The sequence below is a fragment of the Mucilaginibacter sp. P25 genome (genome assembly GCF_050859465.1).
Lineage (GTDB): Bacteria > Bacteroidota > Bacteroidia > Sphingobacteriales > Sphingobacteriaceae > Mucilaginibacter > Mucilaginibacter gossypii.
On sequence record NZ_CP193937.1, the window covers coordinates 4,244,851 to 4,271,701 of the forward strand.

Consider the following 26,851-nt stretch of genomic DNA (forward strand, 5'->3'; position numbering starts at 1 on the left):
AAAATTATGCAAATTGATTTGGACATTGATACTTGGTTAACCGGTCATAATCATTGAATTAATTATTCAATAAAGCAGGTTTATAGTTATTAAATAAATAGATTGAAATATGCCTGTTCGTGGAGATTGGTAAATAAAATTTCTTTAATCCAAGTACTTCAAAAAGTTAATTAATGTTAAATTTTGTCACGTGCAGGTGTTTTTTTAATAAGTTATAAAAATCATGATATTTGCCGCGCTATTAAATCAATTGATATTATTAAATGCAGTACAAAAAAATCAATAACCTGTTAGGCTGGCTTTGTTTCGTTATAGCCTCAATAACCTATATTTTAACATTGGAGCCGTCTGTAAGCTTTTGGGATTGCGGCGAATTTATTTCATGTGCCTACCGTTTACAGGTAGCCCACCAGCCTGGTTACCCGGTTTTTGCCATGATAGGCAAGGTTTTGTCGTTATTGTCATTTGGCGATAACACTAAAGTGCCTTTCTTTACTAATATGGGGTCGGCATTGGCCAGCGGTGCAACTATTATGTTTTTATTTTGGACAATTACTGCTTTTGCCAAAAAACTGATGGTTGAAAAACGTGATGAGGCTATCGACGGTTATAAATTATATGTAATTATGGGGGCCGGCCTTGTTGGTGCCCTGGCCTTCACGTATACCGATACGTTTTGGTTTTCGGCTGTCGAAACCATTGTATTTGCCCTGTCATCACTATGTACTGCTATTGTATTTTGGGCAATTCTTAAATGGGATGAGCATGCAGATGAACCCGGTGCTGATAAATGGATTGTTTTTATAGCGTATGTTATCGGTTTATCCATAGGGATCCACCTGTTAAACCTGTTGACTATACCGGCCATCGCAATGGTTTACTATTTCCGCCGAACCAAAAATATTACCGTTGGCAATAGCATCCTTACTTTTTTGGCAGGGGTAGTGATTCTTGGCCTGGTACAATATGGCATCAGGGGATATACCATTAAGTTTGCGGCTTATTTCGACCTTTTCTTTGTCAATTCCTTAGGAATGGGCTTTGGTACCGGAGCTTTCTTTTTCATCCTGCTGATAGTTGTTGCCCTGGTATTGGGGATCATGTACAGTATCCGCAAAAAGAAACCTGTATTAAACCTGGCTTTACTTTGCGTTGCATTTATATACTTTGGATATGGCTCATTCGCTTATATCCCTATTCGTGCAACTGCTAATACTAATTTAAATAACTCACATCCAGATAACGCTTTTACGCTTTACGGTTACCTTAACCGTATCCAGTACGGTGAAGTACCTTTGCTAACCGGCCCTATGTATGATTCGCAGGTTACCGATCAAAAACAGGGGAGTATCATTTACCGCAAAGGCAAAACCAAATATGAAAATGCAGGTCGTAAAACAGATTATGTTTATGACCATACCACAGCATTGCCACGTATGTACAGCACCGACGCTAACGATGTGCAGTTTTACAAACAATGGCTGAGGATCCCTGAAGGGCAGGCCCCAACTATGGGCGATAACCTGAAATGGATGTTTAGCTGGCAAATGTACCAGATGTACTGGCGTTACTTTTTCTGGAACTTTGTTGGCCGTTATAACGATGCTGACGGACAAACCAGCACCGAAGGTATTGACGGCAACTGGACAACCGGTTTGTTTGACGGTGGCAAACATTTACCAAAATCAGTAACTGCGGCTACTACTTATACTCCGCTATACGCCCTGCCATTAATAATTGGTTTAATAGGTTTGTTTTTCCACGTTAACCGCCGCAGTAAAGATGCGTTGATTGTTGGCTTGCTATTTTTCTTCACTGGTTTGGCCATTGTGTTATATGTAAACCAGGCATCAGTGCAGCCGCGCGAGCGTGATTACTCATACGTAGGCTCGTTTTATGCCTTTGCCATATGGATAGGGCTCGGCGTAATTGCTATTGCTGAATTTGGCCGCAAATATATCGACGCTAAAATGGCCGCTATCGGTTCAACCGTTATAGGCCTTTTGGTTTGCCCGGTACTTTTAGCAGCCAAAGAGTGGAAAGATCATGACCGCTCAACCAAAATGACGCCGCATGATATGGCCTACAACTATCTTATTTCATGCCCGCCAAATGCTATTTTGTTTACTTATGGCGATAATGATACGTACTCATTGTGGTACGATCAGGAAGTTGAAGGTATCCGCCCGGATGTGCGCATTGTAAACTTAAGCCTGTTTACCGGCGACTGGTATATCCGCCAGATGCAGAAAAAGATGAACAGTTCTGAGCCGCTTCCTATCACTATGCCTTTTGATAAATATAAAGAAGGGGTGAGGGACGTTATTTATTTTAACGATCAGAAACTACCTGGATATCAGGATATTAAAGAAGTGTTTGATTTTATTACTTCTGATGATAAGGCTACGCAGGTACAATATCAAAGCGGCGACTATGGCAACTACCTGCCGACCAAAAATCTGAAAGTTACGGTTAACCCTGATGAGGTAGTTGCCAACGGCGTAGTAAAAGCCGATCAGAAAGATAAGCTGGCAACCGCCATGGAATGGAAGTATACATCAAACTATGTAACCAAAGAGAATTTGGCCATGTTTGATATTTTGGCGCATAACCACTGGAAGCGCCCTATCTGCTTTACTACTACCATTGGTAACGAAAACCTGATAGGTTTACAGCCTTACCTTTACAAAGAGGGCTTTACTTATCACCTAATACCGTTTAAACCGGATACAGCTTTACATGATCAGTTGAGCAAAACCAATACTGATGTAATGTATGATAACGTGATGAACAAGTTTAAATTCGGCAAGTTTAAAACCGCCAAATACCTTGATCATGAGTCGACCTCGATGTTTTACCCCGTTATGGTAACTACATTCCTTGACTTGGCTCAAAACCTTGTTCAGGAAGGTAAAAACGATAAAGCGTTAAAAGTAGTTCAGAAATATGATGCTGAGCTGCCTGATATTTACCCGTATGTAGATGTTGCCGGTCGCAAATTGTATTTAACCCAATTGGCTTATCAGCTTCATGACGTGGTGTTGGGTAACAAATTGGCAGGCAATATCGACAATTACCTTACCGATCAGTTGGATTATAATGCCTACCTGCTAAGCCAGGATGTTAATAGCATTAACGGGCGCGATGTACAAATAGGCATGCAAGTGTTGAACGGACTGTTGCAGTTTACCAAAGACAACCATCAAACCGCTCTTGCTACCAAATTTGAAAACCAGTTAAAGGCTTACGAATCAAAATTCCGTGCTGTATTAGGCGGAGGGCAATAGTAATTCTTGATAATATTTATTGGCAAAGCCATCCCGGTTTCGGGGTGGCTTTGTTGGTTTAATAGTTTACTCACCCCGACATCGCTGCGCTTGTCACCCCTCTCTACGCAAGCGTAAAGAGGGGACGAGAAATTTTAATTTTGAATTTAAGTAATATCTTTACTCATCCTATCACCTTATCAAAATGAGCAGTATTATTGATTTTTGCAGAGAATTAAGACAGCGGGAAACTGTAACTGAAAAAAGCTTTGGTTTGAATTAAGAAACAGAAAGTTAGCCGGCAAAAAATTCCTTAGGCAACACCCTCTTTGTGTACAATCATATTTTGGAAAAAGTTTATACTATATCCTCGATTTCTATTGTCATGAAGCAAAATTAGTTATCGAAGCAGATGGGGCAATCCATTTGTATAAAAAAGAATATGACAAAAATCGCTATAAAGTGTTATCTGATTTAGGATTAGAAATACTGCGTTTTGAAAACGATGAAATAATAAGCAACATAAATGAAGTGTTGAATAAGATCGTTTTACACCTGCATTAATCCCATAAAACCATGAAGTCCTGAGAGTCTTTAAATCCCCTCTATACGCGAAGCGTAGAGAGGGGTGGCGAGCGGAGCAACGCCGGGGTGAGTCAATCCTTCGCGCAGTCACCCTGCCGTTTAATACGTTTATTATCCCATATAACCCCACAGTTAAATATTAAAATAGTTACATTAAATTGATCTGAATTTCTTTATTTTCAGAGCCTGTATACAAAAGCTTTTAAAATGCGTTTTACGTTTTTCCTTTGTTTGGTGATGTTGTTTTGGTGCAGCGGGACTGCTTTTGGCGATACACCATCGGTGCATATTTCGGGCAGGCCAACATGGCTTAGTGTGTTAAAGCCTTATAATCAAAAACCTTCCTCGCGTGCTATTGAACGCGGTTTTTATTATGCGCTTATCGAAGAGCAGGTGCAGGTTGAAAAACAGGCCGACTATAATCATATTATCCGCGAAATAGTATCCGAAACCGGCATTCAGAATGCATCGCAGATCTCTGTTAGTTTTGATCCTGCTTATGAGCGGCTCGACTTTCATGATATCACCGTTTGGCGCGATGGTAAACCATTAAACCGCTTAAAAACTTCGGCCTTTAAGGTATTGGCCGATGAGCAGGATCTTTCTAATTTTATTTACCAGGGAAGTTTTTCTGCCTTATGTATTTTGGATGATATCCGTAAAGGCGACCGGATTGAATATTCATATACCATTACGGGCCGTAACCCTATATTGAACGGTAAATTTTGTTCAAATATGTATGTTCAGTGGTATACGCCCATTGCACATCATTATACGGCTATTATTGCATCATCTCAGCGCAAGCTGAACTTTAAAACTTTTAATACGGTACCTAAGCCTGTCATTAGCGAAGCGAACGGCTTAAAACGTTACGAGTATGAAGGTTTCCAGGTACCGCCGGCGCACGATGATGATAGTCAGCCATCGTGGTATAACGAACGCGGTTTTATCCAGGTAAGTGAGTTTGCAAGCTGGCCCGAAGTTGTTAATTGGGCCTTAAGTATAAACCCGCCGGCAGTAAATATCAAGGGTGAGCTTGGCGAGCGGATTGCGACGCTAAAAAAGGATGCAGGTAATAACAAGGAAAAATATTTCAGGGAAGCAGTACGTACGGTGCAGCAGGAAGTGCGTTACATGGGCATTGAAATAGGCGAGTATTCGCACCGCGCAAATAACCCCGAAAAAGTATTTAAACAACGTTATGGCGATTGCAAGGATAAGTCATTGTTGCTGGTATCGATGCTGAAGGCAGGAGGGATTGACGCTTCGATGGTTTTGGTGAATGCCGATATGAACGGACATGTTGAGCAATACATACCTACAGCATATGCTTTTAACCATGCCGTGGTAACTGCCAACGTAAACGGAAAACAGGTTTGGGTTGACGCCACTATGGATAACCAGGGCGGTGAGAGCACGGATATTTACTTTCCGCGTTATGACAAAGGATTGGTATTGAAGCCAGGAAGCGACGCACTCACCACTATTCCGCCATCAAAAGGCGGTAAAGTTATCGGAGAGGATGTTTACACAGTAAGGGATGGAAAATCACCGGTACTCTTCACCGTAAAAACCACCTACACCGGCGATGAAGCTGATTATATGCGGGGTAAACTGGAGTCATCGGGGATGGCCGAAACAGAAAAGAGCTATCTCGATTATTATGCAAAGATCTATAATAAAATAGAAGTTAAGGATTCGATTATCGTAAAGGATGATTTGAAAGCCAATAAGCTTACTACCATAGAAACTTATAAAATAGCCGACTTCTTTAAGAAAGATTCTACCAGCGACAAACTTACCGCCGATCTGTTTGCCAATTTTATTTACAACCAGTTTCCCTCAATAACCGGTCGCATAAAAACGCCGGTATCTCTTACCTACCCTTACGATGCCAGTTATGCTATTAAGGTGGTTTTGCCAGGCGGCTGGAATATTAATGAAGATCATGATTCCATTAAGCGGGACTACTATCACTATGAATCGGATTTCACTGCTGCTGGCGATACTTTATCGCTTAACTACAAGCTATCCTTTTTGAGTGACTATGTGCCTGTAAACAAACTCGATGAGTTTAAGGGAGATATTAAAAAACTTAATAATACCAGCTTGGGCTACAGTTTTTCTTATACGCCGCAGGGAGTTGCTAAGCCATCAACTACAAATAGTACATTAGTTTTGGTTGTATTGCTTTTGACGGTTGGTCTTGTTTTATTGGGTGTATGGTTTTATCAAAGAGAAACGCCGGGGATTGTGTTTGCTTACGGATCGACCTTTGTGCCGATAGGAGGGTGGCTTATATTAATCGCAATAGGCTTAGCCGCTACAGCTTTGGTGACAGGTTCAAATATGGTTACAGGCGATTATTTTAGCCTCCACACCTGGAATGTGTACCATGGCAACCAACATGAGTTTAATTTCAGGTCGCTGGTTGTTATAGAGGCAATTGGTAATATTACATTAATGGTTTACGCCCTTTTTTGCCTGGTGTTGCTGTTAAATAGGCGCGATATACTGCCTGTATGTATTACCGGTTATTTTGCTTTTGGCTTCGTTTTTTTCCTGACGGATTATATTTTGGCTGCCAGTATCAGCAGTAAACTTGCAGAAACAGCACTTAGTCCATTTTTACGATCAATAGTTACAGCGGCCATCTGGATCCCTTATTTCAAAAAATCGTCGCGTGTGCAGGAAACTTTCATTGTGCCATATCCGCCTTATAATTATAGTTACGAGAGGCCCGGAGTTGCCGAAGAACCAGTATCTTAAATTGTCGGGTAGTTAAGGGCCATTTATAATTGGTTTTTGTTTTTAATTGACAGAAATTTTTGACATTCCACGAAATATCGCCATATGATTGAGATTGGTTGAATTTATGATGTTGAAAATCAATAGTATATTGGGATGGTATGCGTTTTGTAAATATAAAGGCAACCATTTTCTTGTCTTTTGCGCAAACAATGCCCGATAAATGATGTTCTCCCCCGGCATAGCTGCAAATAGGCATTTTAAAAAAATTGATTTACTTTTAACAACAAAAACTACGATGAAATTTCAACCGCTGTTAGAACAGGTAAAACAGTACGCTATATCCTATTTTGACGTACATCATGATCCCGATTTAATTTATCATAACCTGAGGCATACTAAAGATGTTGTTGCAGCGGCCACCCAGATAGCCAACCACTACCAGTTAAGTGATGAAGATTTTTTTGTGGTGATCTCTGCATCCTGGTTTCACGATACCGGATATTTTACTGATAAAAAGGATCACGAATCAAAAAGTGTTGCGCTGGCTACACATTTCCTTAAACAGCATAAAGTTGAGCAGCCTGTTATTGATAAAGTATCCGGCTGTATTTTAGCTACTAAAATGCCGCAAAACCCTGCCGACTTATTGCAACAGATCATTTGCGATGCAGATTTGTTTCATTTAGGTACAGATGATTTCCGCGATAAAAATAAGCTGTTACGCAAAGAGATGGAAGCCATCAAGAAACATGATATTGATAAGGACGAATGGCGCAGCTACAACATCGAGTTTTTACAGGGGCATGAGTATTATACAGATTACTGTCGCCTGCTGCTTAACGATCAGAAACAAAGAAATCTTCAAAAGCTAATTGAAAAACAAGCTGATGTTGAAGTAAAAGAAACCCCGGCCATGATCACTACAGAAACAGATCGTGAAGCCATTATTACCGTTGAAAAAGAAAAGGATAAAGACCACGATGACGATCACGGCGGTAAAAAACATAAGAATGACAGGCCAGATCGCGGGATCGAAACCATGTTCAGGATCAGCTCCAGCAATCATCAGCGTTTAAGTGATATGGCCGATAATAAGGCCCATATCATGATCACGGTTAACTCCATCATTCTTTCGGCAATTATCAGTTTGGTGCTGCGTAAACTTGATGAGCATTCTAATTTGTTGATCCCAACGTTTATGCTCTTGTCGGTTAGTTTGGCTACTATGATCTTCTCCATACTTTCAACCCGTCCGTCAATCCCACCGGGTTTGTTTACCCCCGAGGATATCAATAAGAAAACAGTTAACCTGTTGTTCTTCGGTAACTTCTACCGCATGTCATACCAGGATTACAGCGATGGTATGGAGAAAATGATGGAAGACCGGGAGTTTCTTTACGGTAGCTTAATCCGTGATAATTATTCGCAGGGTGTTGTGCTTGGCAAAAAATACAGGCTGCTCAGGGCATCGTACAATATATTCATGTTTGGCCTTATTGTATCGGTAGTAGCATTCATTATATCTTCGTTATTGTAGGCGGTCGGGGTACTGCCAAAAACAAAATCTGCACCTATGGAATACTCATTTTTCGACAGGGACCTGAGCTGGTTACTTTTCAATGAACGCATATTGATGGAGGCCGAAAGCGAAGAACTCCCCGTAATGGAAAGGGTAAATTTTCTTGCTATATTTTCATCCAACCTCGACGAATTTTATCGCGTGCGGATGCCGGTGGTAATGGCACTGCACAAGCTTAACCTGCTTAATAAAGTCGATGAAAGCGAGGATGTACTATATAAAGCCCAGCAACTGGTAGAAGCTCAGCAAAATCGCTTTGGGAAGGTTTTTACAGGCAGGCTTATTCCGTTGTTAAAAGAAAATAATGTAAACCTGCTGTTCAATGAGCCTATTCCGGCTTCTATAGCAGATAGAGTGAGCGACTATTTTTACAGCCAGGTACTTGCCTTTTTGCAACCTATTGACCTGGTAGGCGGTAAAAAACAATTCTTCCCCGAAAATAACCGGCTATACTTTTTAGTGAACCTTGGTTTGGATAAGAAGAAGGAAAGGTCAGTGATCCTCAACATTCCCTCAAACCAGTTACCGCGGTTTTTTAGTGTTAATGAAGGAGGTAAACAATACATCATTTTCCTGGATGATATTGTGCGGTATAATCTGGACAAGATCTTTAAAACCGAAGAAATAAAAGGCTGTTACAGCTTCAAAATAACCCGCGATGCTGAGCTTGAGCTTAAAGATGACTATGATGGCGACGTTCAGGAGCAGATTGAAAAACAATTGCTAAAACGTGACCTGGGTTTGGCAACACGCTTTTGCACCAGCCAGGGATTCCGTTGCGCATATTGCATTTGGTTGAAGATAAACTGGGTGTACTGGGATCAAGTGTTGTTGAAGGCGGCTTTTACCATAACCTTAAAGATTTAATGGGTTTGCCGGTAGGTATCCCATCTTTAAAATATACTAAATGGCCGCCATTGGCGAACAGGCAGATCAGCGCGGACGAATCTATATTTGATTACATTGATAAAGGTGATTGTATTTTTCACGCACCTTATCAATCCTATAACTCTATTCTCCGGTTTTTTAATGAGGCAGCTATCGATGAAAGTGTTGAGGAAATTTCTGTAACGCTTTACCGCGTAGCCAGCGATTCGCGGATTGTAAATGCACTGATCAGCGCTGCTCAGAGTGGTAAAAAGGTGCGCGTGTTGGTTGAGCTCAAGGCCCGGTTTGATGAAGCCAACAATATCAAATGGGCTAAAAAGCTAAAGGCGGCCGGTGCCGATATAATTTACAGCGATAAAGCTATAAAGGTACATGCCAAAGTAGGGCTTGTAAAGCGCTTTGTTGATGGCCGTGTTAAATATGCCGGACTTTTAGCAACCGGTAATTTTAACGAAAGTACTGCTGCCTTTTATACAGATCATATAATGATGACGGCCAATCCGCAATTGCTGCGAGAAATGGACCTGCTGTTTATCTACCTTGCTAAAAAAGCAAAATCGGCCGAGGGATATGATATTGATTTTGAACACCTGCTGGTGGCTCAATTTAATTTGCAATCAAAGTTTATTGAGCTTATAGACAGGGAAATTGAGCAGGCCCGTAAAGGGAAGCCGGCGGGGATCACCATAAAACTCAATAACCTGGAAGAGCGGGTGCTGATTGGCAAACTCTACGAAGCGTCGCAGGCAGGGGTGAAGATCAGGATGATTGTACGTAGCATTTGCTGCCTTATACCCGGGGTGCCGGGTATGAGCGAAAACATCACCATAAGACGTATAGTTGATCGTTACCTGGAGCACGGACGTATTTTTATATTTCATAACAGCGGTGACCAGGAGGTTTTCATGGGCTCGGCCGATTGGATGAACCGTAATATTTACCGCCGTATCGAGGTGTGTTTTCCGGTTTATGATGAGCGCATCAGGAACGAGGTAATTGCCATGCTTGATATTCAACTGGCCGATAATGTGCAGGCTGTAAAATTAAATGAACAATTGCAAAACATAAGGGTTGATAAAACTGAACCGCCGGTACAATCGCAGCGGGCCATTTATGAACTTTTACAGCAAAAAAAATATGACGGGGTTTAAAAAACAAGGTGCTAAACGAGCAATGACCCTTTATGTAGCCGGCATGCTTGCCGTGGCCGTAGTTTTTTTGATCATCTCTTGTAAAAATAAAGAAAAGGCAATCCCTGCCAGTCCGACGGGATACGACCTTAATAATCCTGTTAAATATAAAATGCCCGAAGATCTCACCGAAATCTCAGGTTTTGCCTTTCACAATGGTAAAAATGATTCGGTTTATGCCGAGCAGGACGAAGAAGGCTTTTTGTTTAACCTGAAACTGGGCGATAAAAAAGCTAACTATACCAAGTTTGGCAAAAGCGGTGACTATGAGGATGTGGCCATTTGCCGTGAACAGGTGATCATGCTAAAAAGCGATGGTACGTTATTTACTTTTCCGTTTAACCAGGTTAGGACTAAAGAAGTAACCAACGTACAAAAAACTGAAGGCCAGTTACCCGAAGGTGAGTTTGAAGCTATGTGTGCCGATGAAAAAAACGGTTTGGTTTATGTGTTGTGCAAGCATTGTGCTGATGAAAAAACATCCCAAAGCAGCACCGGCTATATTTTGAAAATCCAGGCAGACGGTACCCTGAAACAGACCGGCAGTTTTGCAATAGATGTTAGGGAAATTGAGCGGTTGGCTGATAAAAAGCGTGTACCGTTTCGCCCTTCGGCAATAGCAAAAAATACATTTACCAATGAGTGGTATATCCTTTCGTCGGTAAATAAAATGCTGGTAGTTGCCGATGCTAACTGGAAAGTGAAAAATGTTTATCCTTTAAGTGTTACCATATTCGGACAGCCCGAAGGTATGGCATTTGATAACCAGCGCAACCTGTATATCTCAAACGAGGGCGATCAGTTAAGTGCTGGCAATATATTGAAATTCAGCTTTAAGAAATAGTGCTTTGAAGCACAAATAGTGCAAATACTACATACATCTCAACCAAACCTCATGATTAAAAAACTACCCTTGTTGTTTGTTTTACTATTGGGCACGCTAAAAACACAGGCCCAGGATTCGGTACAGTACAGGATGATTTTAATTGGCGACGCCGGCGAAATAGACATGCAGCAAAGTGCCGTTTTAAAACATGCGGCAGCCAATGTGCTTAAAAATAAAACTTCGGTATTTTATCTGGGAGATAATATTTATCCACGGGGGATAGGATTGCCTGGTAGCCCGGAAGAAGCCGAAACCCAAAAGATCCTGCAATCGCAATACCAGCCTATGCGGGCTGCCGGTGCGCCTGTGTACTTTATACCCGGTAATCATGACTGGGATAAAATGGGCCCGCTTGGTTTAGCCAAAATAAAACGACAGTGGGAGTACCTTAATCAGCAGGGTGATAAACTGCTTAAAATGGTGCCTGAAAATGGCTGCCCTGATCCAGTTGAGATTAACCTGACAAAGGATCTTACAGTAATAGCATTCGATAGCGAATGGTGGCTATATCCATTCAATAAAAGTAACCCCGGCGCCGAGTGCGATTGCAAAAACAAAGATGACATTGCCGATAAGATCAAGCTGATATTTGAGCGAAACAAAGATAAGGTTATCATCCTGGCATCGCATCATCCATTCCAGAGTTATGGTACACATGGTGGATATTTTTCGCTTAAAGATCATATTTTCCCGCTTACCGTAGCCAATAAAGACCTTTGGGTACCGTTGCCTGTTATCGGTTCGCTTTACCCGTTTTTACGCTCTGCATTTTCAAACCCCGAAGATTTGGGGCATCCCTTGTATAAAGACATGATCAGAAAGGTTGATGCTGTTTTTGGCAGTTTTCCAAACCTTATCCATGTGGCGGGTCATGAGCATGGGCTGCAATTCATCAAAAGCAGACAGTTGCAGGTGGTTAGCGGCGCAGGTGCCAAGCAAACCTATGCTATTAAAGGTAAATACTCCCTTTTTGCTGATGCTACTCAAGGCTATGTAACTGCCGATCTGTTAATAGATAAACGGATGCGCTTTACCTATTACATCGACAGTGATAAAGGAGTTAAGCAGGTGTTTACTTATACACAACCTTATACATCGGTGAAAAATATTCCGGATATGCTGCATACGCCTATCAAGGCAGATAGCATCATGGTTAGGGTGCACCCCAAATATGACAGCGTAAGCAATTTTCACCGCCGCTGGTTTGGTGAAAACTACCGCAAAGAGTGGGCTGCCGAAACCAAACTTCCTGTGATCAGGCTGTCGGAAATTCATGGCGGATTAAAGGCTGAAAGCATTGGCGGTGGTTTCCAGACACATTCGCTTCGTTTAATTGATAAGGATGGGAAGGAATGGGTGCTGCGTAGTGTGGAGAAACAACCTGAAAAGATCCTGCCCGATGAATTCCAGGAAACCTTTGCCAAAGATTGGGTTAATGATGCCATGAGCGCCCAGCATCCGTTTTCGGCGTTAATAGTACCACCGCTGGCCACCGCCGCTCGCGTTCCCCATGCCAACCCGATAATCGGTGTGGTATCGGCTGATCCGGTTTTAGGGCAATATGCTAATATTTTTGCCAATAAAGTTTGTTTGCTTGAAGAACGCGAACCAGGCGGCAAATCAGACAATACCGTGAAGATGATTGGTAAAATGCTGGAGGACAATGATAATACCGTAGACAGCGAGGAGTTTTTACGCGCCCGCCTGCTCGATTTGCTCATCGGCGACTGGGACAGGCATGGTGACCAGTGGCGCTGGCGCGATGAGGATAAAGGGAAAGGTAAATTTTATACTGCCGTTCCGCGCGACCGCGATCAGGTTTTTTACACCAACCAGGGAGTATTGCCAACCATAGCAGCGCAGCCATGGATTGCGCCGAACCTGCAGGGCTTTAGCGGTGAGATCTACAGCGTAAAATATTCCTTATGGAAAACCATGTTCATGCAACGATGGCCATCGGTACAATACAGTCATGAACAATGGACAAAAATTGTAAAAGATTTTGTTGCGGCAGAAACTGATGAGGTACTGGAAGCCGGTTTAAGGCGTCTGCCCGAATCATCGTACAAATTAAGACATGATGTATTGCTGAAACAACTGAAGGAGCGTCGAGCCAATATCCCGGCCGAAATGGAGTATTACTACAAATTCATCAATAAAATAGTTGATATCCATACTTCAAATAAAAATGAGCTGGTAACGGTGGAAGATGAGCCTAATGGCAGCCTCAACGTGATCATCAATAAGATCAATAAAGATGGTGAGATTAAGGATACGCTCATGAACCAGAATTATCATCCTGATATTACCAAAGAGCTCCGCATTTATGTAAGCGGCGGTGATGATAAAGTAGTGCTTGATAATGCCACATCGCCAATTAAGCTGCGGTTTATTGATAGCACAGGCACCAAAACTTACAATATTGTAAAATCGCTTAACACGGTACAGCTTTATGACCGTGGCAAAAAGCTGACTATAACTGGCGATGAATCAAGGGTTAACAAACACATAAGTAAGGATAGCGCTAATACATCGTACTTAAGGGTTAACCTGATGAATGTGATAGCGCCGCTGGCTAATATCTCTTACAACCCGGATGAGGGCGTATTGCTTGGAGCAGGTTTTAAATATACTCACCAGGAGGGTTTTCAAAAACTGCCTTACAACGATGTGCAAACAGTGTTTGCCAGTCACTCGTTCACTACAAAGGCTTTTAAGATTAAATATAACGGCGAGTGGATCCACGCTTTTGGCAAAGCCGACTTTTTGATGGATGCCCAGCTTGACTTTCCGGATAATATCAATTTTTTTGGCCGTGGCAATGAAACACCATTTGTTAAAGTAGGCGATTATCGCAAATATTACCGTACCCGCTTTGATAATTTTACCTTTAGCCCAGCCTTTAGGTGGCGCAATGAATCGGGCACTTCTGTAACGGTAGGCCCTGCTTTTCAGTACTATAAATTAGATGTTGATGACAATATCGGCCGATTTATTACATATCCGTTACTCACAAACGCGCCCGACAGTTATACCTTTGACAAAACAAAAATGCATGCCGGTATTGTTGTTAACTTTACCAGTGATAAGCGCAACGATAAGGTGCTTCCGGCCTGGGGAAGTTTTGTAAATATTAAACTTCAGGAGTTTAATGGCTTAAATAATAACTCTACAAGTTTTGCCCAGCTTATGCCACAGGCTGCTTTGTACAAAAGCCTGAATGCCAAAAGCACCATTGTTTTGGCCGATAGGGTGGGCGGCGGCATTACCATCGGAAAAACCGCTTTTTATCAGTCGTTGTTTTTAGGCGGGCAGGATAACTTATTAGGCTACAGGTTATACAGGTTTGCCGGCCAGCATAGTTTTTATAATAACCTGGAGTTGAGGATAAAATTAACTGATTTTGCCAGTTATATAGTTCCAGGACAAATAGGGGTTTTAGGATTTTATGATATAGGCCGTGTTTGGGAAAACGGGCAAAGTTCAGATAAATGGCATAACGGCACCGGCGCAGGCTTTTACGTAGCACCGGCAAGACTCGCGGTTATCAAGATAATTGCAGGTTACTCTGAAGAAGGATGGTACCCTTATCTTTCAACAAGTTTCAGATTTTAAAGAGGGTAAAACTGTTATAAAAATGCACACAGAAGTACTCAATATAAGCAAAAACGAATGCACCATTTGTCAGGTTGAAACATGCCTGACATTTAACCCGTTCGTGGAGCATTTAAAAGAACGGATTGCTACCGAAAAGACGCTCAAAAGCGAGTTTTATCGCTATGTTTTGGAACGTTTTGAGCATGATATATGTATTGACCTGGATATGCGGCCCACGGACGCCGAAAAGTACCGGGAAATGCTGGAGCTCATTTACTCCATACTGACACCGCCAATAGCTAACGAAAAGGAATTTCACTGGGCGCTAAGTACACCGGTACCTGATAAGATATTTTTCAGTACTGAGGCTTTTTATGATTTCCATTCAAGTCATCATTCTAATTTATATGCGTTGAATGTATCCAAGAACGAAATGTTCAGTGATAGGCAAAAGCGGTTCATTTATAACCTGATTCTTGAGCGGATGTATGGCTTTTCGTCGGCAATTAAGAATGAATTGCTGTTTTCATACGAAGATCCTGAAACCGGTCTTTCAAGGTATTTTAATATCCAGACTGATGCCCGTTTCGTGGAGATTGAATTGAATGGCGAACTGCCTGAACTTAGTTTTGATACTATTGAACCGTATTTACATTCGCATACCAGCCTTGAGCTTATTGAAAAGGTAATACCGCTCAATATTTTTAAATTTAAGGGGTTTTCGATAATTACATTAACTGATGTAACGCTAACCCATGCGCTCGAAAATATTCGTACTGAGCTTGTTAACCATTCGGCAAATGAGGAGGAGCAATATGCGCACATCATCAGCTCGCTAAAATCCCTTGCCGAAAGCCCGGGCATTGAGTTTGGGTTGATGCCTTTTTTAACTATCAATAATGAGCCTATTTTTGATAACGACGAATGCTCCAGAAGTATCCTGCTTAAGGCCGCTAAAGATTTTAACCTTGCGGAAGAAACGTTTGACGCCATCATTGATGATTACAACCAAAACCCGAGGCCTATCTTTTTCAATTCCATTACCAACGAAAAAATAGGTAAATTCCCCTTTTGCAGGTTTTGAAACAAGCCGGCATTAAATCTTACGGAATTTTCCCGGTGTACTACAATAAGAAAAATGTAGGCATCATGGAAGTATTTTCATATAAAGAGATTGTTTTTTACGAAAAACTGCTCTCGAAATTACAGGCTACTATCCCGCTGATTGCCCAATTGCTGCAAAACAGCATCGATCAGTTTGAGGCCCGCATTTCAAGTGTTATCAAAAATAAATTTACCTCGTTGCAACCGTCGGTTCAATGGAAGTTTAATGAAGTGGCCTGGAATTATCTTAAGGAAAAAGAAAGAAGAAAAAGAGCCCCGAAATTGAAACAGTATCATTCAGCCATGTTTACCCTTTGTTCGGGGCTGTCGATATCCGCAATTCCACAGTTGAACGCAACAGCGCCCTGCAGGAGGATTTGAAAAATCTGCTCACCATACTTATTGAAACGCTCCAGGTTTTAAATGAAAATATTCATTTAAGCCTTACCGGCAAGTTGGTATCTAAATGCGAAGAGTGGCTCGAACGCATCAGCGGTTATATTACTACCAATGATGAATTGATGCTGGATACTTTCCTTCATAACGAGATTAATCCTTTCCTGGAGCATTTCAGAAATAATTACCCTGCCGAAAGGGAAACTATTGACAGGTATTTTAATGCCATGAATGAGGAAACCGGCGCTTCGTTTGAAAACAGGCGTAAGCTGGAAACCTCCATGCAGCTTATAAATACTTCTATCAACCAATACCTGGAGCAGGCTCAGACAGAAGTGCAGGAATCATTTCCCTGTTATTTTGAAAAATTCCGTACAGATGGGGTGGAATATGATATTTACATAGGGCAATCGATAGCGCCGCAACGCGTTTTCGATATGCTGTACCTTAAAAATATCCGTTTGTGGCAGTTACGGTCAATGGCCGAAATAGCCCGGATGACAAACGACCTTGGCGATCAGCTTTCACGTCCTTTGCAAACCACGCACTTGATATTTATTCACTCAAACGCTATAGATATCAGTTTCAGAAACGATGAAAGGCGTTTTGACGTTGAGGGGGCCTATAATATCCGTTACGAGGTGGTAAAAAAGCGGATTGATAAAGTTTTAATAGCAGGAACTTTTGAACGCCTTACCCAGCCTGGCAAAATAGCCATGGTATATTTTAACCCAACAGAAGCTGCTGAATATGACGAGTACATCAGGTACCTGCAAGGACAGGGTTACTTGCTTGATGACCTGGAATATCTTGAACTGGAAGAGTTACAGGGCGTTACAGGCTTAAAAGCGTTAAGGGTTGGAGTTAATTATCAATTGCCGTTATTAAATAGCTAAAAGCCTAAGGCTTAAAGCGAAAAGAAATCAATAAAGCAAAAAAGCTTTCGGCCTTAGGCTTTCGGCTTTGAGCTTGATAAGATCGCTTTCCTCATTAATAAATCGGTTTGCTTATCGCTTCCCAGGACAAATTCATGGCTGCTGAATACTTCAAAGCCATGTTTTTCATAAAAAGCAATTGCTTTTAGGTTGTGTTCCCAAACACCAAGCCAAACGTATTGCAGGTGTTTATCCGTAGCTGCTTTTAAGGTGAAATCAATAAATTGGTGGCCTATCTTTTTGCCGTGATATTCGGCCAAAACATAAATGCGCTCAATTTCAACTGCAGCAGGATCCTGAAATTCTGTTTGGGCGTGGCAATAGTTTAGCTTGAGATAGCCGGTTATTTCACCATCCAGCATCGCGAAGAAAAAATGAGAGTTTGGGTTACTGAGCTCTGCTTGTATTTTTTGCGGCGTGAAGGCTACAGATGCATAAGCCTCCATATCTTCTGGTTTATTTAAATGAGCAAAGAAATCAAAAAAGTTTTTTTGCTTAGCTCCAATAATACGTCGGCATCAGCTAAAGTTAATTTTTGAATTGTTACAGTTTCGGAAATAGCCATCAGGCAAATCTAAAAAACTAATCCTTTAATCAAATTGTTCTTTCAACCTCACTAATCTGTCAATCATAAGGTTTAGCTTTTCTTCCTCGTTCTTAAACATCCGGGGTTTAAGGTAAAACGTAGTGAACAAAAACCAGATCCCGATTGATGTATATGTTACTATTTTAAAAGTGAGGGATGAATGTTCAAGTACTTCGATAAAATACATGGCCAAGCCTGCGCTGAGCAACAATATATAGGTATAATAAAACCAACCTATAACTTTGCTGCGGTTTTTTTGATATGCCTTAAGGCTGTCAAGATATTCGGCAGGGTTGAGTGTTGCATCGCGCTTACTCAAAATGTGGTAATGACGTACCATTAATGAAAGATACATCAACATGGTTACCAGTACGATGAGGATTCCGATAGTAGTAACTGCAGATTTAAATGCCAGGAAAAAAGTGACGACAAAAGCGAATGCGACAGTTACAACCATGGCCACAATACTCCAGTATAACTTTTGGGTTATACTCCTTATTCCCTTCTTTACCTGCTTCAGCACCTCATCCACCGAAAGCTGATCTGGTTTTGGCTGTCCCTGCCAAACCGACATCAAATGATCAAAGTCTTTCATACTGGTTATATAACTCCGTTAATTTTTGTTTTATACGATAAATTTTCACCCTCAGGTTCCCTTCTGATATACCCGAAATTTCAGCAATTTCGGGGTATGGCACCTCATCAAGTACCATAGTTATAATAATCCTTTCTGATTCTTCCAGTTTTGAAATACATTTATAGAGCAAAGCTACCTGCTCGTTTTTATCCGATAGTTCTTCTCGTTTTGTTTCCGCTAATTGTGGGGTTAGTTCTGTCTTTGGCCTGGCGTTTTTCCGAGCGCAAATAGGTTAAGCAGGTATTTACAGCAATGCGGTAAATCCAGGTTGATATCATGGCCTGGTTACGGAATTTCTCTAAATTTTGCCAAACCTTTAAAAAGTTTCCTGTAGCAGGTCATTGGCGGCATCGTCATCGCCGGTATAACCATAGCACAGATGGAATATCTTTTTAGAATTAGCTTCATATATCTGCTTGAATGCTGCTTCTTTGTTGGCCACTTCAGTTAATTTTATATTTAGACGATGTTAAACTTTATATGTTACAACAAGTGATCATTCTTTTTAAACCAGCCAAGCTTGCTTTCTGCATCGCTTATTAATTTATTGTAACTATCCTGGTAGTCAAATTGTAAGTCTTCATGAAGCTTGTTAATTAAACCACGGATCTTTTCAACCTGCCTTATCAATATCAGCCTTAAGGGTTTGTATGAGGTGCGCCGGTCGGCATATTCAAGGTAATTTTCGCAAAAATTGATCAGTAAATCAATCTCAGCACCTTTTGATGTCATAAACTTGGTGTACTTGCTCAGCAACCTCAATATTTTGCGCATACCCTTTGCTGCGTTGTAACTCAGCGATGATAACTGGCTGAACATGAAACCCGCTTCGGCTTTTACTTTTTCAATAAAAGCGGCTTCATCATGGGCTTCAAAAAGCAGGTAGGCCAACAGCTCCTTGTTTTCTTTTTTGTACCGTGCCAAGCGCAGCATTAATTCGGCCAATTGCTCGTTGTGCAGGTGCTGAATTTCCTTTTTATATGCTGTAATCCGTAAGCTGTGATACTCATGTTGTAAATAAGCGGGTAAAATACTAATTGTTTAAATATTTTTCACGAATTGCCTTTTAAGCTTGATTCAATTAGAACGAATTACACGAAGGGGTTCCAATTATAATGGTGTAATTAATTGTAGTACGCAAAATTAGTGAAGAAACTGAAATAGCGTTTGCTGAGTGCAACGATTTTATTTTCTCATCTGATTTAAATGGAAAATAGAATATTCCCACACCTGTTTAAACAGCGCGTAAATTTTGTAGTTTTGCAGGCTTATTAAATTAAATGAAAAAAGCAGACTGACGCTCTTCATTTTTATCGCACTGGTATTGGGTGTGATAGCCGGTTATATTTATAATACCTACGTTTTTGCCGATTTGAATAAACAGCTCAGTACCGCCGGGACTGCAATTAAAGCTATTGATAAAAATATTGAAGCATTACCCGATACTACGGTTGCGGCCTACAAAGATCTTAAGTTACAAAGAATTACCCAGGTTAAACTGCAAAGCCAGGCTACCGATGCGCGGGAAGATAAACTTGAACTTTATAATATCCTGAGCAAGATCTTCCTCAATCTTATAAAAATGATTGTGGCCCCGTTGGTATTTACCACCCTGGTGGTAGGCGTAGCCAAGGTAGGGGATATCAAAGCTGTGGGCCGGATTGGTGGCAAAACCATGCTTTGGTTTATCAGCGCTACGCTGGTGTCTTTATTATTAGGCATGTTATTGGTTAACCTGTTTGAACCGGGCAAAACCATGCACCTGCCGCTTCCGGATAGTCATTTAAGTACCGGTATCAAGAAATCTGCATTATCATTAACCGAGTTTGTCGGTCACGTTTTCCCTAAGAGCTTTATTGAGGCGATGGCCAATAACGAAATATTACAGATTGTTGTGTTCTCTTTATTTTTTGGCGTAGCGACAGCAGCGATAGGCGAACAAGGCAAAATAGTGGTCAAAGCAATGGATGCCTTTGCACATGTGATCATGAAGATTACCGGTTATGTAATGAAAATGGCCCCTTTAGCCATATTTGGTGCCATAACCGCCGTAGTGGCCAAGCAGGGAATAGGCGTACTATCAACGTACGGTATTTTTATCAGCGAGTTTTATTTTTCGCTCATCGTACTTTGGTCGGTAATTATATTGGCCGGGTATATTGTATTGAGAAAGCCGGTATTCAGACTTATTAACAGAATTAAAGACGCCATGCTGATCGCATTTAGTACTTCAACGAGCGAAGCGGCCTATCCAAAGGTGCTGGAAGAGCTGGAGCGCTTTGGCTGCAGTAATAAAATAGTAAGCTTTGTATTGCCATTGGGGTATTCATTTAATTTGGATGGCTCCATGATGTACATGACCTTTGCATCATTGTTTCTGGCGCAATCATATGATATTCATCTTTCATTCGGGCACCAGTTATCCATGTTATTGGTGCTGATGCTTACCAGTAAAGGTGTGGCGGGTGTGCCAAGGGCTTCGCTCGTGGTTATAGCAGGTACGTTGGCTATGTTTAATATCCCCGAAGCCGGCTTGTTTTTGCTAATAGGTATCGATCCGTTGTTGGATATGGGACGTTCGGCCACAAACGTATTAGGCAATGCAATGGCAACAGCCGTTGTGAGCAAGTGGGAAGGAGAAGAGGTAGGTACTCAAATAATAAGAGAATAAAGTATGCCGTCATTGCGAAGAACTATAGGGTAAATCCCAAAAAGCAGTGATGATGGGAAAATATATTTTAGAGCTGGCGCGTATGGCCGCGTTAGGGATTGTAGTGAAAAGCCCACAGCGCGGGCTGGGATTGCGGGCAGGAAAGGTGAGGACTTGTAACGGAAAGCCCGGGCCGCAGGCAACGCCCAAGTTTGTAGATAGAAAAAAGCATTAATAATCAATTTATAATTATGGCATTATAAGAAACGAAGACAGCCGACCGAATGCAGTTCATTAACACCTATAAATTATAGCTGTTGATAGTCTCTGATATAGAATCGCTCTGTATAGTTCGTGATTGCTTCGTACCTCGCAATTACATGATGAAAAAACAATAATTCACTAATTCAATAACTCAATAATTATATATGTCTCCCCGTTTAAAAAAAGTATTTCTGATCATGACTGTTGTGGTGCCGTTTATACTGTACTGCGTGTATTATTATGGCATGATGATTAAGAATGCGCCATACCGCTTCGTTGATTTCGAATCGATCAGTTTTCAGTATGGTCATAAGGATAGCCTTGTAAATAAATACGATTCACGTACAGGTATGTTCCAATACCTTGACAGGCGCGATTCGTTGGTTAAAGAGCATTTGCGTTTAACTAAAGATGACCTGTTATACCTGCACCGTAAAGCTGCCGACCTGGGTTTCTGGGATTTTCCGTCGAAGGAAACGGGTGATACGTCGAAAGTTGCTGATGGAAAAGCTGTTCGGTACATTATTGAGTTCAAATACAAAGAAAAAACCAAGCGTGTGATCTTTGATACCGATTATTTTGGCAATCCTAAACTGATTGACGCTAATCAAAGGTTGATAGCCGAGATTCAAAAAAACTAACTGATGTAGAGAATCGTGGTAAAAAATAAAATATCGGGATGTTGTTTATTAAATAATCAATCCCTATATTTGCACCTCGAAATTTAAAACAATATTTAACAAACATGTACGCAATAGTAAGTATAGCAGGACAGCAATTTAAAGTTGCAAAAGACCAGCAGATCTTTGTACACAGGTTACAAGGCGATGAAGGCGCTAGTATTGAATTTGACAGTGTATTGTTAGCAGAAAACGAAGGTAAATTCAAATTAGGTTCTGATTTGAAAGGTGCTAAAGTATCGGCTAAGATCGTGTCACATTTAAAAGGTGATAAAGTAATTATCTTCAAAAAGAAAAGAAGAAAAGGTTACAAAAAGAAAAACGGTCACCGTCAGCAATTTACCAAAATTGAGATCACCGGTATTACATTATAATTAAAGGTTGAACCGGAGTTGTTCTGCAATTCCATAAAAGAAATAAAAAATGGCACATAAGAAAGGGGCCGGTAGCTCAAGAAACGGTCGTGAGTCGCATAGCAAACGCTTAGGTATCAAAATTTTCGGTGGTCAACCAGCAATCGCAGGTAATATCATCGTTCGTCAGCGTGGTACCAAACACAATCCAGGTTTAAACGTTGGTCTTGGTAAAGATCATACTTTATTTGCACTGGCTGAAGGTATCGTAGTTTTCAAAAAGAAAGCTGATAATCGTTCATACGTATCAGTAGTTCCGTTTGAAGCTGCTGAAGTTGAAGAAGTAGCTGCATCTGCACCAAAAGCTAAAAAAGAAGCTGTAGCTGTTGAAGCTCCTGCTGCTGAAGAAGCTCCAAAAGCAAAGAAAGCTGCTGCACCAAAAGCTAAAAAAGAAGAAGCTGCTGATGCTGCTGAAGAAACTGTAGCTGAATAATCAGTTAACAAGTATTAGGATATAAAAAATCCCGGTCAGTTTTGATCGGGATTTTTTGTTTTGCAGATATTTCCGATTATCGCTCTTTTATCTTTTTTACAACGGCTGGTATATCGTTACCTTTTCCAAACAATACAGGTACAGAGTATAGGCAACGTACGGTTTTGCTGCTTTGCTGAGCCGGTTTCCATTTAGGGCCTCTTTTTATTATGTCGATGGCAAGCGAATCAGTTTCAGAAGTTAACCCTTTGGTTACATGGGTATTGGTTATACTGCCATTATTTTCTATAATGAAGGTAATAATGACCAATCCTGAAGGCAGGTCTTTAAGTGGGGATTTTTTTATAGTATTCGATATATACTCTTTAAATTTTTCAACACCACCAGGAAATTCCGGAAGTTGCTCAACCTCGGTATAAACTGAGGTGTCTATCTTCGCTGTCTGCGCTTTAACGGCGGGTAATAACATTACAAATAGAAATGCGATAAGTAGGACATGTTTCATCTTAAGATAGTAGTACTTTATTTATTCGATGATCAGTTTCTTTAAATAGTAAGTATCAGGATCGATAACCGGCATGGTTTTGCTGGTTACGGTGATGCCTTTTTTATCAAGTGTATAACGTTTGGTAACACCGTCAGTTGTAATGTCAACAGGCAAGGGCATATCTATATTTAACAACTGAACCTGGTATTTATCGCCTCGCTGAGCTTTTACATGTACTTCAAGTTTATTGATTGAGTAGATGTATAGATCAAATAGCGGTTTCAAGTCCTTACCCGCAGCCTTGCTAAAATATTGCATCACATCATCGGTATTGGCCAAATTGCTGTAAGTATAACGTGGGTCGGTAACAAAACTTTTAAGGGTAGGGAAGAAAGTGCTATCGCCCATAATATACCTGAGCGTATGCATAAAGAAAGCAGCTTTACCATAGATATCTCCATTATAAGCCGATTCTTCGTCAATATCTTTCCCGATAACAATCGGAATTTTATTGCCGAATGAGAGTGCCGAGTTTTGGAAGAACTTGATATAAGCTTTCTCGCCTTCAAATTCCCTTACATACAGCGCATCGCCGTAAGTACAGATGCCTTCATGGATCCAGTAATCGGCCCAGTCTTTGGCGGTTACTTTGTTTCCCCACCATTCGTGACCAAATTCGTGGTGCATCAGGCCATCGTAATCTTCGCCCCCAACTTTGGTGTATTTAAATTTGGCACCGTAAGCATTCATGGTTTGATGCTCCATGCCCAGATGAGGAGTTTCAACTATGCCTATCTTTTCTTTTACCCAGGGATATTCACCAAAATATTTCTCCTGCTCTTTAATTGTTTTTACAAAGATATCAAGATGGTGCTCGGCCTTAGAGGCATGCTCTTTTAATACATAAAACTGGATGGGTACATTATGCCCATCTACAGTAGTATACGGACGGGTTACCACGGTATAATCACCTGCATTGAATAATATACTGTAATTGTTAATGGTGTATTTGGTTTGCCAATGAAATGTCGCTGTTCCCTTTTGCTTGCTTACGCCTTTTAATAATCCAGGCCCGGCAACTACGAGGTTTTTAGGAACAGTGATAAACATATCTACGCCATCGTTCGGCTCGTCGGATGGATGGTCTTTACATGGGAAATACAGTTTGCCGCCAGTGCCTTCGGCAGTGATAGCCATCCACTGGTGCCCGGTTGAATCGCGGGTCCAGATAAAACCATCATCCCATGGTGGCCTACGGGCAACATGGGGTTTGCCACCATATATTACTTTTACGCTTGCTTTACCGGCAGGTAGCTCTTTGGCTGTATTAATGGTAATGAGGTTATTCTTGTATTCAAATGCTTCCTGTTTGCCATTTACTAAAACCTTGCTGATAGTTAAAGAATCTAACAGGTCAAACAATAAAACCCTGGTTGGTTTCGCCATGATTACATCAATGGTAGTAAAACCATTAATGGTTTTTTGCTCCGGATCCACAACAAGAGAGATTGTATAATGCCGAACATCCATAATGGCCTGCTCGGGTTTAAGCTTTCCGCCTGAGGTGAGGGTTTGGGCACGAACATATCCGGCAAAAAGGAATATAGTTGAAATTAGTATGGCTTTTTTCATAGAATATTAATGGCTGCGTTTAAAGTTAATGGGTAAGGCATATTGAACCCTTACGGGCTGGCCCCCTCTCATGCCTGGTTGCCAGGGGGAAGTCATTTTTATAAGCCGTAGCGCTTCCGTATCTGTAGCCTTGGATAAACTTTTGGCAATTTTTAAATCGCTAAGACTTCCATCTTTTTCTACCACAAACACAACATATACCCGGCCTTCAATTGTATCTCCTTTAGGATATTTAAAATTTTCATGAATGAGTATGGCAAGCTTCTGGAGGCCACCCGGAAATACAGGAACTTGCTCAACTGATGTAAATACGGGGTCTTTAGCCTTTGTTGTATCAGTTGTTTGAGCTTTTGTTGCTAGGGCTCCCATTATGAACATCGCAGCGGACAGGATTCTCTTCATCGACCTTTGTTCCTTGGTGAAATTTATGATGATTGGTCAATTAGCTTTTGCGCTATCTAAAACTTGCACATCCTGCACGGTATAAAATTGTATGGGGACGGAATATTTTGATTTAATAAAATGCCCGTCGCGCATGGCCGGGATCCATTTTTTTGATAAAGAAATTACCCGTAAAGCTTCTTTATTAAAAGGTTCACTCATGCCTTTAACAACTTTCAAGTCGGTTAAACGGCCGTCATTTTCAACAAAAAAGCTTATGGTAACAATGCCTTCTCCTCCGCTTACCTCCTTTGGCCATTTTAAGTTTTGATCTAAAAATTCATGAAATGCCTTATCGCCACCACGGAAATGCGGAGGCGTAAGTTTTTGCGCCTTAGCGCTTAATGAAACCATTAAAATGATAAGGATGGGTGAAAATTTCTTCATCCTTAAATATAAATCAATTCTCCCTCACCAGCAAGCCGTCTGCAAAATCTCGCAGGTATTGTTTATGATCTTCGGGCAGATTAATAGCGTCGAGGGCTACGAAAGCTCTATCGGCATAGGTTTGCATCGCTTTTTCAGCATGCTGCCTGATATCAAGTTCGTTGTAAATGTTGGTTATAGCTTTAACCTTTTCTGCAGTGTCAAATTCAGCTGCACTTAGCCATTGGTTTAGCGTTTGTGCCTGGCTGCCTTTTGTCAGTTCAAGGGCCCTGATTAGCAAAAATGTTTTTTTATTGGAGATGATATCGCCGCCAACCTGCTTGCCAAACTTTTCAGGATCGCCATAAACATCCAGTATGTCGTCCTGTAGCTGAAACGCTATGCCCAGGTTTACGCCAAAAGCATCGATCAGGTCTGCGTCGGTTAAAGCTGCACCGCCAATGATGGAGCCGATTTTTAATGTACCACCTAACAGCACCGCCGTTTTAAGACGGATCATGTTGATATATTCTTCAATACTTACATTGTTACGCTGTTCAAAGCTCATATCAATTTGCTGGCCTTCGCACACGCCGGTCGCAGTATCGTTAAAAACGTCAAGTACATTACGCAAAATGCTGTCATCAACCTTCATCATCAGGCGGTTGGCTTCTACCATCATGGCATCGCCGGAGAGGATAGCGACATTGGCGTTCCATTTTTCATGCACAGTTGCTTTGCCACGGCGGAGCGGGGCTTTATCCATAATATCATCATGCATCAGCGTGAAATTATGGAATACCTCTATAGCCAGTGCGGGTTCAATAGCCTTGTCAACGTCGCCGCCAAAAAGGTCACAGGCCAGCAGGAGCAGGGCAGGGCGCATACGTTTTCCGCCAATAGATAAAATATAGCTTATCGGTTCATACAGATCGGCCGGGTAAGCGGGATAGCTTAGTTTGCCTACTGCATCATTTATTAGTAACTGTAACTCTGTAAGTTGTTTCATTTGTTTACGGGAACCCTGATTTTCTTGATTTTAGGATCGACTTGATTATAAATATCAGGAAATCCTAAAATCAGGC

The 26,851-nt window shown here is 41.2% G+C and carries 22 protein-coding genes and 2 pseudogenes; 15 read left to right on the plus strand and 9 right to left on the minus strand.

The annotated features are described in order from the left end of the window. Positions 1 to 263 precede the first annotated feature (263 nt). From ACRQ5D_RS21445 to ACRQ5D_RS21495, 11 genes and pseudogenes are all read left to right on the plus strand, one after another. Positions 264 to 3,287 carry a DUF2723 domain-containing protein gene (locus tag ACRQ5D_RS21445; protein ID WP_091167815.1) on the plus strand — a complete coding sequence of 1,008 codons (3,024 nt, stop codon included), beginning with the start codon at positions 264 to 266 and terminating at the stop codon, positions 3,285 to 3,287. A 252-nt stretch (positions 3,288 to 3,539) separates the two neighbouring features. After that, positions 3,540 to 3,830, plus strand: a pseudogene (locus tag ACRQ5D_RS21450) (endonuclease domain-containing protein); the annotation flags it as partial. Positions 3,831 to 4,058: 228 nt separating this feature from the next. After that, positions 4,059 to 6,620, plus strand: a complete 2,562-nt coding sequence (locus ACRQ5D_RS21455; protein WP_091167810.1) for a DUF3857 domain-containing protein — start codon at positions 4,059 to 4,061, stop codon at positions 6,618 to 6,620. Positions 6,621 to 6,897: 277 nt separating this feature from the next. Further along, positions 6,898 to 8,139, plus strand: a complete 1,242-nt coding sequence (locus tag ACRQ5D_RS21460; protein ID WP_091167807.1) for a Pycsar system effector family protein — start codon at positions 6,898 to 6,900, stop codon at positions 8,137 to 8,139. 36 nt (positions 8,140 to 8,175) lie between these two features. Continuing rightward, positions 8,176 to 9,048: a hypothetical protein gene (locus tag ACRQ5D_RS21465; protein WP_432326533.1), complete on the plus strand. Its 873-nt coding sequence runs from the start codon at positions 8,176 to 8,178 to the stop codon at positions 9,046 to 9,048. After that, positions 8,973 to 10,220 carry a polyphosphate kinase 1 gene (ppk1, locus tag ACRQ5D_RS21470; RefSeq protein WP_432326535.1) on the plus strand — a complete coding sequence of 416 codons (1,248 nt, stop codon included), beginning with the start codon at positions 8,973 to 8,975 and terminating at the stop codon, positions 10,218 to 10,220. Before ACRQ5D_RS21465 ends, ppk1 begins: the two co-directional genes overlap by 76 nt. Next, positions 10,207 to 11,103, plus strand: a complete 897-nt coding sequence (locus tag ACRQ5D_RS21475; protein ID WP_256337417.1) for an SdiA-regulated domain-containing protein — start codon at positions 10,207 to 10,209, stop codon at positions 11,101 to 11,103. Before ppk1 ends, ACRQ5D_RS21475 begins: the two co-directional genes overlap by 14 nt. A gap of 51 nt (positions 11,104 to 11,154) precedes the next feature. Continuing rightward, the gene (locus tag ACRQ5D_RS21480) at positions 11,155 to 14,760 is read left to right on the plus strand and encodes a BamA/TamA family outer membrane protein (protein ID WP_091167802.1); all 3,606 of its coding nucleotides are present in this window, start codon (positions 11,155 to 11,157) and stop codon (positions 14,758 to 14,760) included. Positions 14,761 to 14,782: 22 nt separating this feature from the next. Beyond that, a complete protein-coding gene (locus ACRQ5D_RS21485) occupies positions 14,783 to 15,826 on the plus strand; it encodes a hypothetical protein (protein WP_432326536.1) in 1,044 nt (347 codons plus the stop codon). Further along, positions 15,823 to 16,227 (plus strand): hypothetical protein, encoded by a 405-nt coding sequence (locus tag ACRQ5D_RS21490; RefSeq protein WP_432326538.1) that lies wholly within the window; start codon positions 15,823 to 15,825, stop codon positions 16,225 to 16,227. The genes ACRQ5D_RS21485 and ACRQ5D_RS21490 overlap by 4 nt, the downstream gene beginning before the upstream one ends. Further along, positions 16,224 to 17,138, plus strand: coding sequence for a hypothetical protein (locus tag ACRQ5D_RS21495; RefSeq protein WP_432326540.1), 915 nt, complete (start codon positions 16,224 to 16,226; stop codon positions 17,136 to 17,138). Before ACRQ5D_RS21490 ends, ACRQ5D_RS21495 begins: the two co-directional genes overlap by 4 nt. A gap of 53 nt (positions 17,139 to 17,191) precedes the next feature. On the opposite strand, the gene ACRQ5D_RS21500 is transcribed toward ACRQ5D_RS21495, so the two are convergent. The 4 genes and pseudogenes from ACRQ5D_RS21500 to ACRQ5D_RS21515 form a co-directional block, all read right to left on the minus strand. After that, the gene (locus ACRQ5D_RS21500) at positions 17,192 to 17,623 is read right to left on the minus strand and encodes a GNAT family N-acetyltransferase (protein WP_432326542.1); all 432 of its coding nucleotides are present in this window, start codon (positions 17,621 to 17,623) and stop codon (positions 17,192 to 17,194) included. Between the two features lie 144 nt (positions 17,624 to 17,767). Further along, positions 17,768 to 18,358 carry a hypothetical protein gene (locus tag ACRQ5D_RS21505; RefSeq protein WP_090525003.1) on the minus strand — a complete coding sequence of 197 codons (591 nt, stop codon included), beginning with the start codon at positions 18,356 to 18,358 and terminating at the stop codon, positions 17,768 to 17,770. Beyond that, positions 18,345 to 18,842 (minus strand): annotated as a pseudogene (locus ACRQ5D_RS21510) (RNA polymerase sigma factor). Before ACRQ5D_RS21510 ends, ACRQ5D_RS21505 begins: the two are co-directional and overlap by 14 nt. 41 nt (positions 18,843 to 18,883) lie before the next feature. Continuing rightward, positions 18,884 to 19,345: a hypothetical protein gene (locus ACRQ5D_RS21515; protein WP_432326544.1), complete on the minus strand. Its 462-nt coding sequence runs from the start codon at positions 19,343 to 19,345 to the stop codon at positions 18,884 to 18,886. Positions 19,346 to 19,706: 361 nt separating this feature from the next. Here ACRQ5D_RS21515 and ACRQ5D_RS21520 point away from each other — a divergent pair, with 361 nt between their 5' ends. The 4 genes from ACRQ5D_RS21520 (at position 19,707) to rpmA (ending at position 22,840) form a co-directional block, all read left to right on the plus strand. Further along, on the plus strand, positions 19,707 to 21,071 hold the full coding sequence (locus tag ACRQ5D_RS21520; protein WP_432329830.1) for a dicarboxylate/amino acid:cation symporter: 1,365 nt from the start codon (positions 19,707 to 19,709) through the stop codon (positions 21,069 to 21,071). Between the two features lie 407 nt (positions 21,072 to 21,478). After that, complete coding sequence (locus ACRQ5D_RS21525; protein WP_431200371.1) at positions 21,479 to 21,955, plus strand: hypothetical protein; 477 nt, start codon at positions 21,479 to 21,481, stop codon at positions 21,953 to 21,955. A gap of 104 nt (positions 21,956 to 22,059) precedes the next feature. After that, entirely contained in the window at positions 22,060 to 22,368 is a 309-nt protein-coding gene (gene rplU / locus ACRQ5D_RS21530) for a 50S ribosomal protein L21 (protein WP_090467954.1), read from the plus strand. A gap of 49 nt (positions 22,369 to 22,417) precedes the next feature. Beyond that, a complete protein-coding gene (gene rpmA / locus ACRQ5D_RS21535) occupies positions 22,418 to 22,840 on the plus strand; it encodes a 50S ribosomal protein L27 (RefSeq protein ID WP_091167783.1) in 423 nt (140 codons plus the stop codon). Positions 22,841 to 22,916: 76 nt separating this feature from the next. Here the strand turns inward: rpmA and ACRQ5D_RS21540 are convergent, their stop codons facing one another. From ACRQ5D_RS21540 to ACRQ5D_RS21560, 5 genes are read right to left on the minus strand one after another with little or no spacing between them, the layout of a single operon-like run. Then, a complete protein-coding gene (locus ACRQ5D_RS21540; protein ID WP_091167780.1) occupies positions 22,917 to 23,345 on the minus strand; it encodes an energy transducer TonB in 429 nt (142 codons plus the stop codon). A 21-nt stretch (positions 23,346 to 23,366) separates the two neighbouring features. Then, complete coding sequence (locus ACRQ5D_RS21545) at positions 23,367 to 24,959, minus strand: M1 family metallopeptidase (RefSeq protein WP_091167777.1); 1,593 nt, start codon at positions 24,957 to 24,959, stop codon at positions 23,367 to 23,369. A gap of 6 nt (positions 24,960 to 24,965) precedes the next feature. Then, entirely contained in the window at positions 24,966 to 25,361 is a 396-nt protein-coding gene (locus ACRQ5D_RS21550) for an energy transducer TonB (protein WP_091167774.1), read from the minus strand. Positions 25,362 to 25,397: 36 nt separating this feature from the next. Next, positions 25,398 to 25,787: a TonB family protein gene (locus ACRQ5D_RS21555; protein ID WP_091167771.1), complete on the minus strand. Its 390-nt coding sequence runs from the start codon at positions 25,785 to 25,787 to the stop codon at positions 25,398 to 25,400. 13 nt (positions 25,788 to 25,800) lie between these two features. Further along, positions 25,801 to 26,775, minus strand: coding sequence for a polyprenyl synthetase family protein (locus ACRQ5D_RS21560; protein ID WP_091167769.1), 975 nt, complete (start codon positions 26,773 to 26,775; stop codon positions 25,801 to 25,803). Positions 26,776 to 26,851: the final 76 nt, after the last annotated feature.